This window comes from Rhizobium sp. Root1203, assembly GCF_001424945.1.
GTDB lineage: Bacteria > Pseudomonadota > Alphaproteobacteria > Rhizobiales > Rhizobiaceae > Rhizobium.
The window spans coordinates 137,710-153,288 of record NZ_LMCW01000008.1 but is presented as its reverse complement, the minus strand read 5'-3'; the positions used below and the strand labels follow the sequence as shown (position 1 = coordinate 153,288).

At 59.0% G+C, this 15,579-nt stretch carries 12 protein-coding genes and 2 pseudogenes; 4 read left to right on the top strand and 10 right to left on the bottom strand.

Annotated elements, in window-relative coordinates; all coding sequences use genetic code 11:
- The first annotated feature begins 504 nt into the window (after nt 1–504).
- Nucleotides 505–1,719, top strand: coding sequence for an adenylate/guanylate cyclase domain-containing protein (locus ASC97_RS08680; RefSeq protein ID WP_057467951.1), 1,215 nt, complete (start codon nt 505–507; stop codon nt 1,717–1,719).
- Nucleotides 1,720–1,789: 70 nt separating this feature from the next.
- On the opposite strand, the gene ASC97_RS08675 is transcribed toward ASC97_RS08680, so the two are convergent.
- Together ASC97_RS08675 and ASC97_RS08670 are read right to left on the bottom strand one after the other, a co-directional pair.
- Nucleotides 1,790–1,990 (bottom strand): type II toxin-antitoxin system VapB family antitoxin, encoded by a 201-nt coding sequence (locus ASC97_RS08675; RefSeq protein WP_057467950.1) that lies wholly within the window; start codon nt 1,988–1,990, stop codon nt 1,790–1,792.
- 226 nt (nt 1,991–2,216) lie between these two features.
- Nucleotides 2,217–2,897: a GntR family transcriptional regulator gene (locus ASC97_RS08670; RefSeq protein ID WP_057467949.1), complete on the bottom strand. Its 681-nt coding sequence runs from the start codon at nt 2,895–2,897 to the stop codon at nt 2,217–2,219.
- Between the two features lie 216 nt (nt 2,898–3,113).
- Between ASC97_RS08670 and ASC97_RS08665 the strand changes: the two genes are divergently transcribed.
- The 3 genes from ASC97_RS08665 (at nt 3,114) to ASC97_RS08655 (ending at nt 6,938) form a co-directional block, all read left to right on the top strand.
- The gene (locus ASC97_RS08665) at nt 3,114–4,103 is read left to right on the top strand and encodes a 4-hydroxythreonine-4-phosphate dehydrogenase PdxA (RefSeq protein WP_057467998.1); all 990 of its coding nucleotides are present in this window, start codon (nt 3,114–3,116) and stop codon (nt 4,101–4,103) included.
- 171 nt (nt 4,104–4,274) lie between these two features.
- Complete coding sequence (locus ASC97_RS08660; protein ID WP_057467948.1) at nt 4,275–5,213, top strand: sugar phosphate isomerase/epimerase family protein; 939 nt, start codon at nt 4,275–4,277, stop codon at nt 5,211–5,213.
- Between the two features lie 12 nt (nt 5,214–5,225).
- On the top strand, nt 5,226–6,938 hold the full coding sequence (locus tag ASC97_RS08655; protein ID WP_057467947.1) for a dihydroxyacetone kinase family protein: 1,713 nt from the start codon (nt 5,226–5,228) through the stop codon (nt 6,936–6,938).
- Between the two features lie 250 nt (nt 6,939–7,188).
- Here ASC97_RS08655 and ASC97_RS08645 read toward each other — a convergent pair.
- The 8 genes and pseudogenes from ASC97_RS08645 to ASC97_RS35120 form a co-directional block, all read right to left on the bottom strand.
- Nucleotides 7,189–7,895, bottom strand: a pseudogene (locus ASC97_RS08645) (DUF6088 family protein).
- Nucleotides 7,896–7,957: 62 nt separating this feature from the next.
- Nucleotides 7,958–8,686, bottom strand: a complete 729-nt coding sequence (locus ASC97_RS08640; RefSeq protein ID WP_057467945.1) for a sulfite exporter TauE/SafE family protein — start codon at nt 8,684–8,686, stop codon at nt 7,958–7,960.
- Nucleotides 8,687–8,893: 207 nt separating this feature from the next.
- The gene (locus tag ASC97_RS36025) at nt 8,894–9,520 is read right to left on the bottom strand and encodes a hypothetical protein (protein ID WP_443216733.1); all 627 of its coding nucleotides are present in this window, start codon (nt 9,518–9,520) and stop codon (nt 8,894–8,896) included.
- Between the two features lie 1,170 nt (nt 9,521–10,690).
- Nucleotides 10,691–12,208, bottom strand: a complete 1,518-nt coding sequence (locus ASC97_RS08625; RefSeq protein WP_057467943.1) for a tripartite tricarboxylate transporter permease — start codon at nt 12,206–12,208, stop codon at nt 10,691–10,693.
- Nucleotides 12,209–12,223: 15 nt separating this feature from the next.
- Nucleotides 12,224–12,712, bottom strand: a complete 489-nt coding sequence (locus tag ASC97_RS08620; protein WP_057467942.1) for a tripartite tricarboxylate transporter TctB family protein — start codon at nt 12,710–12,712, stop codon at nt 12,224–12,226.
- A 114-nt stretch (nt 12,713–12,826) separates the two neighbouring features.
- Nucleotides 12,827–13,816, bottom strand: a complete 990-nt coding sequence (locus ASC97_RS08615; RefSeq protein WP_244481413.1) for a Bug family tripartite tricarboxylate transporter substrate binding protein — start codon at nt 13,814–13,816, stop codon at nt 12,827–12,829.
- A gap of 937 nt (nt 13,817–14,753) precedes the next feature.
- Nucleotides 14,754–15,092 carry a TIM barrel protein gene (locus tag ASC97_RS08610; RefSeq protein WP_057467941.1) on the bottom strand — a complete coding sequence of 113 codons (339 nt, stop codon included), beginning with the start codon at nt 15,090–15,092 and terminating at the stop codon, nt 14,754–14,756.
- Between the two features lie 16 nt (nt 15,093–15,108).
- Nucleotides 15,109–15,578, bottom strand: a pseudogene (locus tag ASC97_RS35120) (TIM barrel protein); the annotation flags it as partial.
- Between the last annotated feature and the right edge of the window lies 1 nt (nt 15,579).

Sequence of the window (15,579 nt, the reverse complement as noted above, 5' to 3'; positions counted from 1 at the left end):
TTGCCTTCCATCGTTGATTTCCTATCTCGAGTCCGAGACCTCGACTTGGGAGCCCGAGATGGAAGACCTTACCTTCGCCAGCATGTTTGACGAACGCGTCATCGAGATCATTCCCCCCGAGCGTTCACGGGAGGAGGATACGTCGCCATGCCTTTGTTGTGGATGGCGTTCGCGGATGGACGAAGACGGCTGTGGCATTTGCGAAGAGTGCCTCGCTCCGTAAAGGGCCCTTCTGGACCGGTATAGGTCTTGAGAATCGGCTTTTTCTCCCTCGCGATTATGGACTGCTCCTTCCCATCCTGAGGGGGCTCGTTTCTCATCTGAACTTGAAGATCGACCTCTAGAATTCGGATGTGACGGTCAACGTGGTGCGATGGGCCTTCGCGATCTCCGACGCAATGTGAAGACCGAGACCCAGCTGCGCGTTTGCCATGCCCGCGACGGATATTCTCTTCCCCGGCCTGTGTAAGGACCTTAAGGTGAGGACTACCCGAGGAGGATTCTGTGACCACGATTTCGCACTTTCCGTCACGCAAGAGCGTTGGCATATGGCCCAGTGAGCGCCGCTCCGTCCTCGATTGGCTTATGAACGAGACGAGTTCTCAACGCTTTCTCGATAACTTGCTGGTCGAGATGTGCGAGCGTTTGGTTGGTGAGGGGGTGCCCGTCGCGAGGTCATCGCTTCATCTAAGAATTCAGCATCCGCAATGGCAGGGTGCCCGTATCTTATGGCAACCCGGGGCTGAAGAGGCGTATGTCGATACCTTTGACTACGATGTCGATACCACCGAACTGTTTCTTCGCAGACCAGCTACGGAAATATACAACGGCGCATCGGAGGTCCGGCAGCATCTGGAAGGGAGCAACGCAGACGTCGTCCGATATCCGCTTTTCGAAGAGCTCAAGCAGGACGGATTCACTGACTATGTGGCCTGGCCAATCCAGCACACGTGGGGAAAGCGGCACGTCGTAACGTTCGCGACCAAAAAGTCTAAAGGATTTTCTGAATACGAGATCGACTACTTGAAGGATTTGCTACCTGCGCTCGCGCTGGCAAGTGAAATCCGAATGAAAAATGCCATGGCCCGGACACTCCTGGAGACCTACGTCGGCCCCCATGCAAGTGCGGAGATACTTGCGGGAGCCACGACACGCGGCAGCGGCAAGACAATCAGTGCCGCCATTATGATATGTGACCTTCGGGATTTTACCGCGCTATCCGACCTGTGGCCCCGCGATGATATCATCGAGATCCTCAACGGCTATTTCGACGCGTTGTGCGATCCCGTCGAGGCCCGTGGCGGTGAAATACTGAAATTCATGGGCGATGGACTTCTGGCTATTTTCCCGCTGAGCAACCCCAATGCGTGCGCTGACCTTCTCCAAGCCATCGACGAGGGAAGGCAGCGAATAGGTGCGTTGAACATTCAGCTGGCGGAAAGCGGCAAACCAGCGTTGCGTTATGGCGTCGGCGTGCATGTTGGTGACGTCATGTATGGTAACATTGGATCGCGAAAGCGTCTCGATTTCACAGCGATCGGCCCAGCAGTCAATGTTGCGTCGCGCTTAGAGGAACTTACAAAGGTAATTAAACGGCCGGTGTTGCTGTCCTCTGATTTCGTGAAGGTATTGGGTACTTTGAACGGATTTGCTGATCTTGGACCTCATTCTCTAAGAGGCCTGGAGAAGCCCGTTAGCGTTTACGGAACCCTTGGATGACCTTGGAAGCGGCCCTTGCGCAGGACCGTTTTCGGAAAATGATCTCTCCAGATCGAAGGGTCTACAAGGATCACTTAGCTACATCGCTCGGTCGGCGAGGGGCCGCTTCAGCTTCGGGCATAGAGCCGGCAAGCGCGATCAGCCGCTTGCCGGATTCTACACGTACAAGCGTTTCTAGTGCTTGGCGAACAAGGGCTGCCGTTTCCTTTGTGCCCGTAAGGAACTTGGCCCGCTCCATGAGCTTATCGTCAATGTTAATGGTAGAACGCATACTTAGCTCCCATGGATGAGCCGTAATACTAGCTCCATTGGTGCTAATATCTACGCCTCATTGAGACGGCCCTATAGATGGGTAAGGTCCGAGGTCCGCACCAGAAGCGTGGTCTGACCCCTACCTTCGGTGACCAGATGACCAAGGCCCTACGTCCTAGTCGGTTAGCCGTTTGGCCAGTTCGTCGACGATCAGCCGCGTGGGTATACGGGCCGCGGACGCGCGACTAGATCGCATCCTTGACGCGCTGCCAAGCGTTGAGGAGGTGGCGACCGAGAACTTTGGCCAGGGCCTTGCCGTCCCGCGCTTCAAGCGCCACGATCATTTCTTGATGTTCGGCCATTGCCGCTTCCCATTTTTCAGGGCCCTCATGGCCGATGAAGCGTATTCTCTTCAGCCGGGATTGCAGCACAGCCTGCATGCTGCTGAGCGCCTGGTTATGGGCAAGTTGAGTAATCTCGGTGTGGATCGCCTGATTGAGCTTGTAGTAGCGGAGGCGGTCGCGCGAATTGTAGCATTCCTGCATTTCGTCATGCAGTCGCCGGACTTTGGCAATCTCTTCGTCCGTTGCCGTCACACAGGCGAGGCCGCCGGCCAGCTCTTCGAGACTTTTCAGCACGATCAGCATGTCGTGCACGTCCTTGCCGCTGAACCGCTTGACGATCGCGCCGCGGCTCGGAATGAGCTCGACCAAACCTTCGCTGGCGAGATACTTGATCGCCTCGCGCAGAGGTGTGCGCGAGACGCCCAGTTGCTCTCCGAGGTGGCTCTCGTGCATCCTTGCGCCAGGTGGCAATTCGCCCTCGATGATCATGTCGCGCAACCGTGTGACGAGCGTGTCGTGAAGAGCCGTTCGCTGAATCGGTCCGGAAGGAGAGGCTGGCAGATCAGTCACTATTTCACTCATGTTCGAAAGCCCGATTTAGGTGCGGTGAGGCTGTGAACGCCCCGCTTCAGGGGTACACCACTTTCGATCCGGTTCCAAACATAAAAATGCTGCATACAAAATGCAAAAGACTTGTCCTCCTATTCGGGATGGCTTAAAACCGCGTCATCGAGGTTGGAGAACGAAGCAGTGGATATCAACGATCACAAAGACAATCGCCCCGTCATCGCGCTCGCCATGGGCGACCCCGCAGGTATCAGCCCGGAGTTGACGGCTCAGCTTCTGGCTTTGGACGACGTGAAGGAGAAAGCCTATATCATCGTCATCGGCGATCGCCGCATTCTGGACAAGGGCGCGCGTGAAGCGGGTGTTGAACTGGATCTGACGGCGTCCTCCCTTGAAGGCCTCGCCGGTCTTGAGCGTTCGAAGCATGCTTTCGTCGATCTTGGCCACCTGGCGCCTGAGGATGTCGAACGCGGAGAGGCGACGTTGGCAGGTGGCGCATTCGCTACCCGCAACTTCCGCACCGCGCTGGAACTGGCCCATGCCGGTAAAGCCGATGCAGTCTGCTTTACGCCATTCAACAAGAAGGCGATGCGTTTCGCTTATCCGGGCTATGACGACGAAATCCGCTTCGTGTCGGATGTCTTGTCGTTCACCGGCAAGATCCGCGAATTCAATGTCCTGGAAAAGATCTGGAACGCCCGCGTCAGCTCGCATATTCCGCTCAAGGAAGTGGCTGACAATCTGTCCGTTGAGCGTATTCTGGCGGAGTTGGAACTGACTGTGTCCTGCCTCAAGGCATCCGGCATTGACGAGCCGCGGGTAGCCGTTGCCGGCCTCAATCCCCATGCAGGCGATGGCGGCAGTTTTGGGATGGAAGAGATCGACATCATCGAACCCGCCGTTGTTGAGGCTAAGGCCCGCGGCTATGGGGTCGAAGGACCGTTCCCGGCAGATACTGTGTTCCTGCGCGCCATGAAGGAAGGCTATCATGCCGTCTTGACCATGTACCATGACCAGGGTCAGATCGCCATGAAGCTTATCGGCTTCGACAAGGGCGTGACGATGATGGGCGGACTGCCTTTTCCGCTCTGCACGCCCGCCCATGGCACGGCTTATGACATTGCCGGAAAGGGTATTGCCGATATCGGCGCCAGCCGTGAGGCGATCCTTCTCGCCGCACGCATGGCAACCCGCCAGCGCGAGGCCGCCAAGGCTGCCTGAACGTGTTCTAAGGCCGGCCGTCCGCCGGCCGGCATGCCTGCCGGAGGAACGCAGGCTTTCAATCCTGCTCGACCGGCTTCATCCGCCGGGCGAGGGAGGCTCACTATCAAGGAGTTGCGGCTTCCGATTTGCGCCATGAGCGGCGTATCGGGCTGCAGTTGGGAGGACGATATGACGGGTTCAGCGCGCAAATGGACACGTGAGAATTGGCCGATTGCGGCCGCCATGATCCAATATCCGAACACGCTTGCCGATGGTCGATCCGTTCAGGATCAGAGCGTCGAGGAATGGGCCTCAACGGTCGGCGAAGTCGCCGATGCAGGCTTTACTGAAATCGATCCCACCGACAGCTGGCTTCGCCTCGCTGACCTTTCGCCCGCGCGTCGTCGCGCCTTCTGCGAGGTCGTTCGCGAAAGCGGCATGACTATTCCAGCGATCTCGACATCGCGTCGAAGCGTCATTGACGCAAAATGCGGCGACGAATACCTCGCCTATAGTCATCGCGTTATCGATGTCGCAGCCGAAATCGGGGCCCAGAGCGTCTCTTTTGGCTTTTTCGAGCCACTGACGGAAAAGCAGAAGTCGGCCCTCTGGTTCTGGACAGAACAGGGGGCGAAGAACCCTGACGATCCGGCGATTTGGCAAAGGGCCGTCGCCCGCATCGCAGAGCTCGGTCGCCATGCCGCGGACGTCGGTGTCGAAGTTTCACTCGAAATGTATGAGGATACCTATCTCGGTACAGCAGACAGTTCGGTCCGCTTCGTTGAGGAGGTTGGTCTCGACAATGTCGGCATCAATGCCGATCTCGGCAATCTCATTCGTCTTCACAGGCCAGTCGAGCATTGGCTGCAAATGATGACCAAGGTCGCCCCCTATGCCAAGTACTGGCACGTCAAGAACTACATGCGGATCGAAGACGAGCATACCGGCCTTATTGCAAGCCATCCGGTTCCGCTTGAATCGGGGTTGATCAATTACCGAACGGCCATCCAGCTGGCACTGCAGCATGGATTCGAAAGCCCATTTCTGTGCGAGCATTATGGCGGCGACGGCCTTTCAGTCAGTGCCTCCAACCGCGATTATCTTCGGCGCATCCTGCCGCGTAGCTAAGGACTGCTTTCCATGACGACGATTTTTGATGCTCCCGAGCAATTCGCCGCGACCGCGCTTGCCGGCTTCTGCCAAATCTACCCGAACCACGTACGTCTGGTCACCAATGGCGTCGTGCGTGCAACGACGGTGCCGAAGGGCAAGGTCTCCGTCGTTGTCGGCGGCGGCTCGGGTCATTACCCGGCCTTTGCCGGTTATGTCGGCCAGGGGATGGCGGATGCGGCAGTGGCCGGCGACGTCTTTGCCTCGCCCTCGACGGCGGCTGTGGCGCGGGTTTGCCGCCAGGCCGACAATGGCGGCGGCATCCTCCTCGGCTTCGGCAACTATGCCGGCGACGTGCTGAATTTCGGCGTTGCCGCAGAACGGCTGCGGGCCGAAGGCGTCGATGTGCGGATCATCGCGGTAACGGATGACGTTGCCAGCGCAACGTCTGACAAGCATGCGATGCGCCGTGGCATCGCCGGCGACCTCGTGGTCTTCAAGATTGCCGGTGCGGCAGCCGAAGCGGGTCTTTCGCTCGACGAGGTGGAGCGGATCGCACGCCACGCCAATGATCGCACCGTCTCCTTCGGCGTCGCGTTTGCCGGCTGCACCCTGCCAGGTGCTGCGGAGCCACTGTTCAGCGTGCCGAACGGCCGCATGGCGCTTGGCCTCGGCATTCACGGCGAGCCGGGGATCAGCGAAAAGGATATTGCCAGCGCCAGCGAACTCGCCGGCATCCTTGCCGACAGGCTTCTTGCCGAAAAGCCTGCGGGCTGCGCGCGCGTTGCAGCAGTACTGAATGGCCTGGGTTCGACGAAATACGAAGAGCTTTTCGTTCTTTGGACCGCCGTTCAGAAAAAGCTGAATGGCGCCGGTCTGGAGATCGTCCAGCCGGAGGCCGGCGAATTCGTCACCAGCCTCGACATGCAAGGATGCTCGCTGACGCTGGCTTGGCTCGATGCCGAGCTGGAGCGTTATTGGGCTGCACCTTGCGATACGCCTGCCTTCCGCAGGGGGCGTCCGGATGCCGTTGACCTGCGTAGCGACGTGGCTGTCGATGAGGAGGCTGCGCCGACCATCCCGGAGGCGTCGGAAGCCTCCCGCAAGTCTGCGGGCTGCATAAGCGACCTGTTCGCCGAGATTGCTGCGATGCTGAAGGATCGTGAAGCCGAACTGGGCCGTATCGATGCGATTGCCGGCGACGGAGATCATGGCCAGGGCATGCAGCGCGGCTCGGATGCGGCAGCGAAAGCAATGGCTGCGGCCGTTTCTGCCGGTGCAGGCGTACAGACGACGCTCGCGCTTGGCGGCGATGCCTGGGCTGACCGGGCAGGTGGCACGTCCGGCGCGATCTGGGGGCTGCTGCTGCGCTCGTGGAGCACTGCTTTTAGCGACAGCGGCGTGCCGAGCAACCAGGCGGTTGCCGAAGGCGCCCGTCGGGCGCTCGAAGGCGTTACCCGCCTCGGCCGCGCGAGCGTCGGTGACAAGACGCTGGTGGATTCGCTCGTTCCCTTCGTTGAAACCCTGACGACGGACGTTTCCGGCGGAAAAACACTTGTCGAAGCGTGGAAATCGGCGGCCGACGCATCGGAGGCTGCGGCAAGGGACACGGCTTCGCTGACGCCGCGCCTCGGGCGCGCCCGGCCGCTGGCGGAAAAGAGCATCGGCCACCCCGATGCCGGGGCAACCTCGCTTGCGATGGTGGCACAGCTCTGCGCCGCCTTTGTCAGGAAGCGGAGCTGAGCCGCGAGGCGCGCTCGAATACGTAGCGTCGCCTTAACTTGGGTCGAGCACAGGGTTGGCCGCGTTGCAGCCTACGCTTTGCTGAGGCTCGTGCCGCCCAAATAAAGGCCGATTGTTCGTCGTTCCGTCGGTTGCACAGGAAGTCGAGCAGCCAGCAGACGTACCTTCTCGATATTCTCGGCCCGCGTCTCCGGATCGGACGCAGGTGCGGAATAGTGCTCTCCGCTCGTCAGCGCTTGAGCGAAGGACGTCAATGAAGCTCTGGCGCACGTTCATCCTTCGGGGGCCGCGGGTCGCGTGTTGTCGTTTCTATCGCCTGGTACTTCCAAGCTGGGATGGCGTGTATGTTTTCGCGCAGATCCTCGACAATCGGCTGCCTGTGCGGGCTTCGTGCCAGGTAACGGACAATACCATCCACTACTGTCTCCAGATTGGAGCGCTCATCGCGAAACCAGTGGAGGGCCTGGATTACCCGCATTGCCGGTCGGCATGCCCAGAAAGCGGTCTTTGCCGAAATGCGCTTGAAGTCAAAGATATAGATGACCGGTTTTGTGGCCTGCGCATCGCCGACATTGGCCTCGATCTCGATTGCTCGGGGATAGGTATCCGCGTTGATCGTGGACCGGGCCGGAACGGCCGTCGTTAGGCCAAGGTCATTGGCCGCCGTCATGCCGTCGACGCACACACGAAGCGGTCGCGCCGCGCGATTGCATCGATGAATGAGGCGAGTGGTGGAAACACCATCTTGCCCGTCAGTTGGCTAAAGCCCGGCTTGTCATAGAGGCAGAGATGAGGGCGGCGGATGTCGCCGCGGCTGGCCAGCCTCTGCAGCGCCTTTTCGACGGCGTTCGGTGTAGCAATATCGAGGAAATCAGCGCGCGACCAAACGCCAGAAGGCGCCGCGCTGGCAATTCGGTCGTGAATGCGTTCGAGCGTATCAGAAGTGGGATCCGGCATAATCTTCCTACTTTCTGACCCAAGATTATATACAAATTTTGGTCAGTAACCCTCGAACATGCTCAGCCGAAAAGGCCGACAAGCGTTAGCCAGAGGCCGGATGCCAAGGTAATGGCATCCATCATCAGGCGGAAACTGCGTTCCGACATTTTTATGACGTAACGCTTGGTGAAGAAGGTTCCTGCCATCAATGCGCAGCCGATGATCAGACCGCTGATCAGGAGGTCGCTGGTGAGCGCTCCTGCTTGATAGAACGTCAGAACCTTCGCCACCTGGACGAAGATGGAGGACGCCGCTTCCGTCGATAGGAACGCGCCCTTCACAAGTCCGAAGGCAAGAAAGGCCGGCACGCTGAGCGGCCCGGTGGACAGAAACAGTCCCGTCAGAAAGCCGACTACCGCGCCGGCAACGGCCATCCCTGCCGGGCCGATGGTTATGTTGCAATGCGTGATGTAGCGGCGAAGCGGCACCAGCAAAATAATGAAGATGCCAAGCAATGTACCGCTGATCGCCGCCGGCAGATGGACGAGACTGAGGGCTCCGAGCGAAGCCGCAGGGACGCCCGGCAGCGCATAGGCGAGAACGGCTCGCCAATCGATTTCCCTGTGCCATGCCATGACGCGCGCCGCATTCGCCATCAGCCCGGCGATCGCCATGACGGGGATGGCCCGTGCCGGGTCGAACATCGGAACGAGAACGGGCAGGAGAATGAGGCTGGCGCCGGTACCGATCACACCGCTCAGGCACCCGGCCAGGAAGGCGATGGCACAGACAAGAACATAGGAAAGCAAGGCGAGACCCCGAAGAGAGAGTTGGCGTAGAGCAGCTCTGAAAGAACAAGGCCGTGCCGATCACACCGCTCAGGCACCCGGCCAGGAAGGCGATGGCACAGACAAGAACATAGGAAAGCAAGGCGAGACCCCGAAGAGAGAGTTGGCGTAGAGCAGCTCTGAAAGAACAAGGCCGGCAAATCTGCCGGCCTTWTGGTTCTCGAGAGGTTAGAAAAAGGCTTCATCCTGTTCGCGYCGGAGCGCCAGCAGTTCCGACGATTCATCGAGTTCAACATCGCCGCACAGGATCGGGCGGCCCGCTTTGACGGCTCTCYTCAACGTGCGATTGGCTGCGAGATAAAAGGGTATAGGCACCTCGTCTGACAGCCGGCCGGCGGGGATCATCTGTGCCGAGACATTGATGATCGAATGGTGGTGTCCGCTTGCGGTGAGCACCGTTCCGGCAGCTATATCGGCATCGGCATGCGCGACCAGATCGATGACCGGGCGGGGCTCGGCAGAGCCGCTCGATACTCCGCGCAGACCGACTTCAAGAATGCTCGTCGCCGCCTCGACGCCCAGCAGATGGCGGGGAATATAGAGCATGGCGACATCACCTTTGCGGCTGACGGCATGGCCCTTCTCCGCCAGCATTTGCCAGGTTTCCGGATCGTCGCAGCGAACCGTGACGAAGACGCCGCCGGCAAAGCTCACCTCGCCGGGAAGCCGCAGGCAATGAAAGACGTCGAGAACCGTGGGGGCTTCAAGCAATCCGCCGCTTGAGCGCGGCGAGAAGAAATCGGCAACTTCCGTGATCCGGGCAATGGGCACATGCAGTTSGGGGCGGTCCACCATGAAGCCGGTCGCATTGGCGACAAGAGTCATCTCGCACAGGTCCGGCACAGCACGTTGGGGAAATTCGCCGGCGATCTGCGAGCGCTTGGCCGCGATAGTTGGCAGCTCGAAGCTTGAGGGCTCCATCCAGTCGGCAAATTCTGGGGCAGGGGCCACCTTGCCGTTCGAGGTCAGCGTTCCCTGCTTAGGATCGAAAACGAAGTCGTATTCACTGGACTTGCCAGCGGCGATGATGTCGAGCCCGAGGACTTGAGCCCACGTCACCARKCCCATCAAGAGGCTCGGCTGATCGCCGTCCACAGGGGTTACGATGACATTATTGCGGCGTGCGCGCAAAGCCAAYCCAGGGCCGACGACGCTGTCGACCTCCTTCGACACCAGGGCGACATGCTTGCCRGCATCAATCGCAAGCCGCGAATGTCGGGCGCCGGCTTCCGGATGGCCGGTGGCTTCGACGACAACCGTGATCGGCAAATCGAGCACTAYGGCGATGTCATCCGCCGCGATGTACAGGCCTCGTTCCCAAGCCTCCCGGGCCGCCGCGGTCGTTGAGCATTGGGCAATCCTGGACGCCTCGATGCCGAGACTGCNTGGGCGTCGTTGGGGATCGATCGCGTGACGGGCAAGGCCTTTCCGCCTTCGCCCTTGTATTTCTTCAGAAACTCTTCGATCTGGCTGGTCTCGTCCTTCGATTCATTCACTATGGCGATGTCATCCGCCGCGATGTACAGGCCTCGTTCCCAAGCCTCCCGGGCCGCCGCGGTCGTTGAGCATTGGGCAATCCTGGACGCCTCGATGCCGAGACTGCKCAGAACGCCTGCCGCCGTCTCCGCCTTCAGATCGACGGCAATGCGGGCGCTGATCAAAGGCGTTTTGAGGCTCTGGGCAATAAAGCTGCGGCCGAAACCGCCGGTTCCGACAATGCAGCATTCGACAGGTTCGGCATTGGTGCCGAAATAGGTGTGATAGTTCATTAAATCCTCCGAAGGGCAAAAAGGAAACCGGCCTCAGCTAGCCTTGTCCACTTCTAGCTTGCGCCCCCTGAAGTAGGAGACGAGCTTAGCGCCCTGCGGCACGATCAGAAGGCCGAGTGCCACGATCATGATCCCACCTACCAGATAGTACGGCATCCGGCATTGTCCCGCTGAGGNGGCAAAAAGGAAACCGGCCTCAGCTAGCCTTGTCCACTTCTAGCTTGCGCCCCCTGAAGTAGGAGACGAGCTTAGCGCCCTGCGGCACGATCAGAAGGCCGAGTGCCACGATCATGATCCCACCTACCAGATAGTTGGAGAAGAACACGCCGAGCGACCCGTCCGAAATGATCATCGACTGATGGAAGGATTCTTCCGCCTTGTGACCGAGCACCATGGCAAGGACCATGGGGGCCAGTGGGTATTCCAGCTTATTGAAGATGAAGCCCACAGCGCCGAATATCAGCACGAGCCAAAGATCCGAGGTGGAACTCGCAACAGTATAGGCGCCGACAAAGCAGATTGCGACGATCATCGGACCGATGATCGTGAACGGGATACGCAGCAGCGCCGCAAACAGGGGGACCGTCAGGAGGACGAGAATAACGCCGACGATGTTAGAGACGTACATGCTCGCTATCAGCCCCCACACGAAATCGGGCTTGGTGGTGAAAAGCATCGGACCAGGCGTCAAGCCCCAGATCATCAGGCCGCCCATCATCACGGCCGCCGTCGCAGAGCTGGGTACACCGAGCGCCAGCATGGGAAGCATGGCACAGGTTCCAGCCGAGTGGTCAGCGATTTCAGGTGCAATGATGCCTTCGGGACGGCCCGTGCCAAACTTGGCTCCGGGCTTCGACCATTGCCGCGCCAGGCCGTAACTCATGAAGGAAGCTGCGGTCGGGCCGCCGGGAGTGATGCCCATCCAGATGCCCACCGCCGACGAGCGGATGATTGTCGTGATGTAACGGGGCATTTCACAGATGGCCTTGAACACGTCGCGCGGATCGATCCGAGACGAGACGCCACGGAAATGTAGGCCGTCCTGTACCGTTGCCAGCAGCTCCCCGATGCCGAACAGACCAATGACGACGACAAGGAAGCTGATGCCGCTGACAAGGACGTCGAGGCCGAATGTCAAGCGAAGTGATCCTGTGACCGTGTCCATGCCGACGCTGGCGAACAGCAGTCCGACACAAAGCGAGGCAAGCGTCTTCAGCGGCGAGGCACTCCCCATGCCGATGAAGGCGCAGAAGGCGAGGAAATAGACAGCGAAATATTCTGGAGCACCAAATTTCAGTGCGAAATTGGCGGCCCACGACGACAAGAGGGTAATGACGAGCACGCCGATCAGTGCGCCAATGCCCGCCGAAACGAAGGCAAAGGTCAACGCGCGGGTCGATTGCCCGCTATGCGCCATGGGGTAGCCATCGAATGTCGTTGCCACCGAACTCGGTTCACCCGGAATATTGAACAGGATGGAGGTTGTCGAGCCGCCGAATAACGCGCCCCAATACATCGATGCCAGAAGGATGATAGCCGAGACAGGATCCATGGAAAAGGTAAGGGGGATCAGCAGGGATACGCCGTTCGGGGCGCCGAGGCCGGGGAGGACGCCCACGATCAGGCCGAGAAACACGCCGACGATCATTAGCATGATGTGCATAGGGCTCAGCGCGATGCCGAAGCCGTGCATAAGCAGGTCGAAATTTGCCATTGGAATAGTCCCTGCTCAATAGATGCCGAGCATGTCTTCGATCGGTCCCTTGAGAAGCGGGACCTGGAAGGCAGTCTCGAAAACCAGATAAAGTGCGACAGAGAAGGCGATGCCGATCAAAAGCGCGATGTAGGGCTTGTACTTGCCATGGCGCCAGGCGACGTAGAACAGGTAGAGCGTGGTGCCGACATAGACACCGAGAAAGATCGTCACGACAACGAACAAAGCCATCGGAACGAAAAAGGACGCCAGGCGCTTGGTCTGCTCCGATTCAAGGAAGGTCTCGTGCAGTTCGACGCTTTTTGCCTGAACAAGCGCCTGCACCAGACAACCGATGCTGGCCGCAATCACGATCAGACCGACGTAAAATGGGAAATATCCCGGCATGGGGCCGGAGTCACCCCAGCTCACTCCCAGTTCCAACGACCCCGTCGCACCCGCCACGCCGACGGCGCCGAGGCAAAGAGCAGTGATGACTTCCATGTGGAGGCGCTTGATATGCATGATCAGGTTCCTTCGCCGAACGGACCCGCTTAGTCGCTGTCCGATCCCATTGCGCTCAATTGCAAGGTAATGCGGCCCGGCGTCTCTGTCGGAGACGCCAGACCCAAGACCCGTTTACTGAACCAGCCAGCCTTCGTCCTTGAAGACCTTGACGGCATCGGCTTCGCTGTTGCCGATGAACTCCTGCAGCTTTGCAGGATCATAATAATCGGAGGCCTGCGAGGTCTTCTTGATATAGCTTGCCCATTCGGGCGTCTCGCTGACCTTCTTCATCACGTCTGCATAATAGGCCACGGCATCGTCGGGGGTGCCGGCGGCGGCCCAGACTGTGCGAGGCATCTTGTAGGATTTGATCGGGATCCCGGCGGACGAACAGATCGGAATGTCGCCCCAGCCCTTGCCGTCATAAACCGGATCGCTCTTGGCCATCGGCTTGTCGTCGAAGACGCATAGCGGCTTCACGACGCCTGCCTGCCACTGGCCCAGGTTTTCATTCGGGTTGTTGACGTTGGCTTCGACATGGCCGCCGGCAAGTTGCACGCCGACTTCGCCGCCGCCATTAAACGGCAGATACTTGAACTTCGCTCCGGTCACCTGTCTGATCAGGGCCACCAATGTTTCGTCCGTATCTTTCGATTGACTGCCAGCAAACGTGATCTTGCCGGGCGCAGTCTTGGCCGCGTCGATCAGAGCCGACGGCGTCTGGTATTTTGAGTCAGCCTTCACCCAGATCAGGAACTCGTCGAAGGCGAGTGCCGACACAGGCTTCAGGTCCTCGATGGAATAAGCCATCTTGGCAACATGCGGGAGAAGGTAGGCATTGTTGGTACCGAAATAGAGTTTGTTGACGTCACCTTCGTTCTTTTTGGCATAAAGAAAGGCTTCTGCGCCGCTGCCGCCACCCTTGTTGAGAATGACCATCGGCTTGTTCATCAGATTGTGCTTGGTGATGATTGCCTGGATGGTACGGGCGAAATTGTCGGTACCGCCACCGGCACCCGATGCCACGACGAATTCGACGGGGCGCGTTGGCTCAAAGGCGAGCGCCTGTCCCCCGACCGTCAGTGCGGCGGCTAGCGTTAGTCCTATCGATAGAGTTTTCATCTTCTTCCTCCTTTAGACAAAAAAACGGTGCAAGCCTCCCAGCACCAACATTCTGATGAAGTAGTCAGGCGGCAGACGCTACGCCTCCACCGCATTTGGCTGATCTGGACACGCGGCTGCGATGTGACCCACGAGAACAGAGTGTCGAGACTGCAAAGAAAACGCGGAACTCAGAGCGTTCCGAAGCGTGGAAGCCAGCGCTCGTGGAATGACCCGAGGCGGGTGCAATAGCGGTTAGCAATTGGTTTCCATCTGAACTCATAATCTCCTCCATCCGTAAAAACTGATAGGGGATTTAGCGGTTCAAATCAAGTCTTCTGAATTCTGTATACAAAATTTTGCGGACGACAGCAGTCGCTGACATCCACGCCAGCTACACGACAGCCTCAGGGCGATCTAATCGATTTGGCGGCGAGAGTAGACGCGATTGCGGCTCGGGACCCCTTTCCGCGATGCTCTAAACCTCACTAGTAAAGGGTTTTTTTATCGAACAAAGCCAAGCTTTGGCCGAGCGAAGGCAAGCGCTTTATGTCAACCCGCGGCCGATCGCCAACCTCATCCATCATCATCGCCAGGCGGTCTGCCCCAAGCGGCGTGGTCGACCGTCATCTGAAGCGGGCCGATTCTGAGCACGGCTGGACTGTTCCTTCCGCCATCGCAACGCAGGCCCACGAGGACGTCTGGCACAATGAGTTCCTGAAGAGCTCGTCGTGCATTTCGAACCACTCGGTGTATTCCGATATCTTACTCTCTATAGCGACAGCGATCAGGAGGCGTGGTTCAAAGCCTTGAGCCAGCCGAGGCCTTCCTCCGTCGTGGTCGCAGGCCGATATTCGCAGCCCACATATCCCTGATATCCGATAGCATCGATCTCCGCGAAAATACGANGATATCGCCCGCCGCACGATGGAGACGCAGCCGCTTGACGGGACAGCGATCAGGAGGCGTGGTTCAAAGCCTTGAGCCAGCCGAGGCCTTCCTCCGTCGTGGTCGCAGGCCGATATTCGCAGCCCACATATCCCTGATATCCGATAGCATCGATCTCCGCGAAAATACGASGGTCGTCCAACTCGCCGGTCAGTGGCTCATGGCGGGTCGGCACAGCAGCGATCTGGATATGGCCGATATGGGGGGCCATCCTTCTCAGGGCCATCACCACGTCACCATGCAGAATCTGGCGATGGTAGATATCGAACTGCAGCTGCACATGCGGTTGATCGAGAGCCACGACGAAATCCAGCGCCCTGTCAAAGTCATTCAGGAAATAATGGGGCATGTCGCGGCGGTTGATNCGGCACAGCAGCGATCTGGATATGGCCGATATGGGGGGCCATCCTTCTCAGGGCCATCACCACGTCACCATGCAGAATCTGGCGATGGTAGATATCGAACTGCAGCTGCACATGCGGTTGATCGAGAGCCACGACGAAATCCAGCGCCCTGTCAAAGTCATTCAGGAAATAATGGGGCATGTCGCGGCGGTTGATAGGCTCGATCACAAGGCCGACGCCGACCTCGCCCGTTGCGTCCGCCGCCCGTTTGAGATTGTCGCGGAAGGTCGCAACAGCCAGCGGATCCGTGCAGTCGGAATTGCCGGCCATCATATGGAGAAGGGGGCTACCGATGACTTTCGCATAGGACGTCGCCGTCTTCAGCCCTCTACTGAATTCCTCCTGCCGCGACGGAAGCGACGCAAGGCCGCGGTCTCCGCGCTCCCAATCCCCGGGCGGCATGTTGAAGAGCGCCTGCTTCAAGCCCGCAAN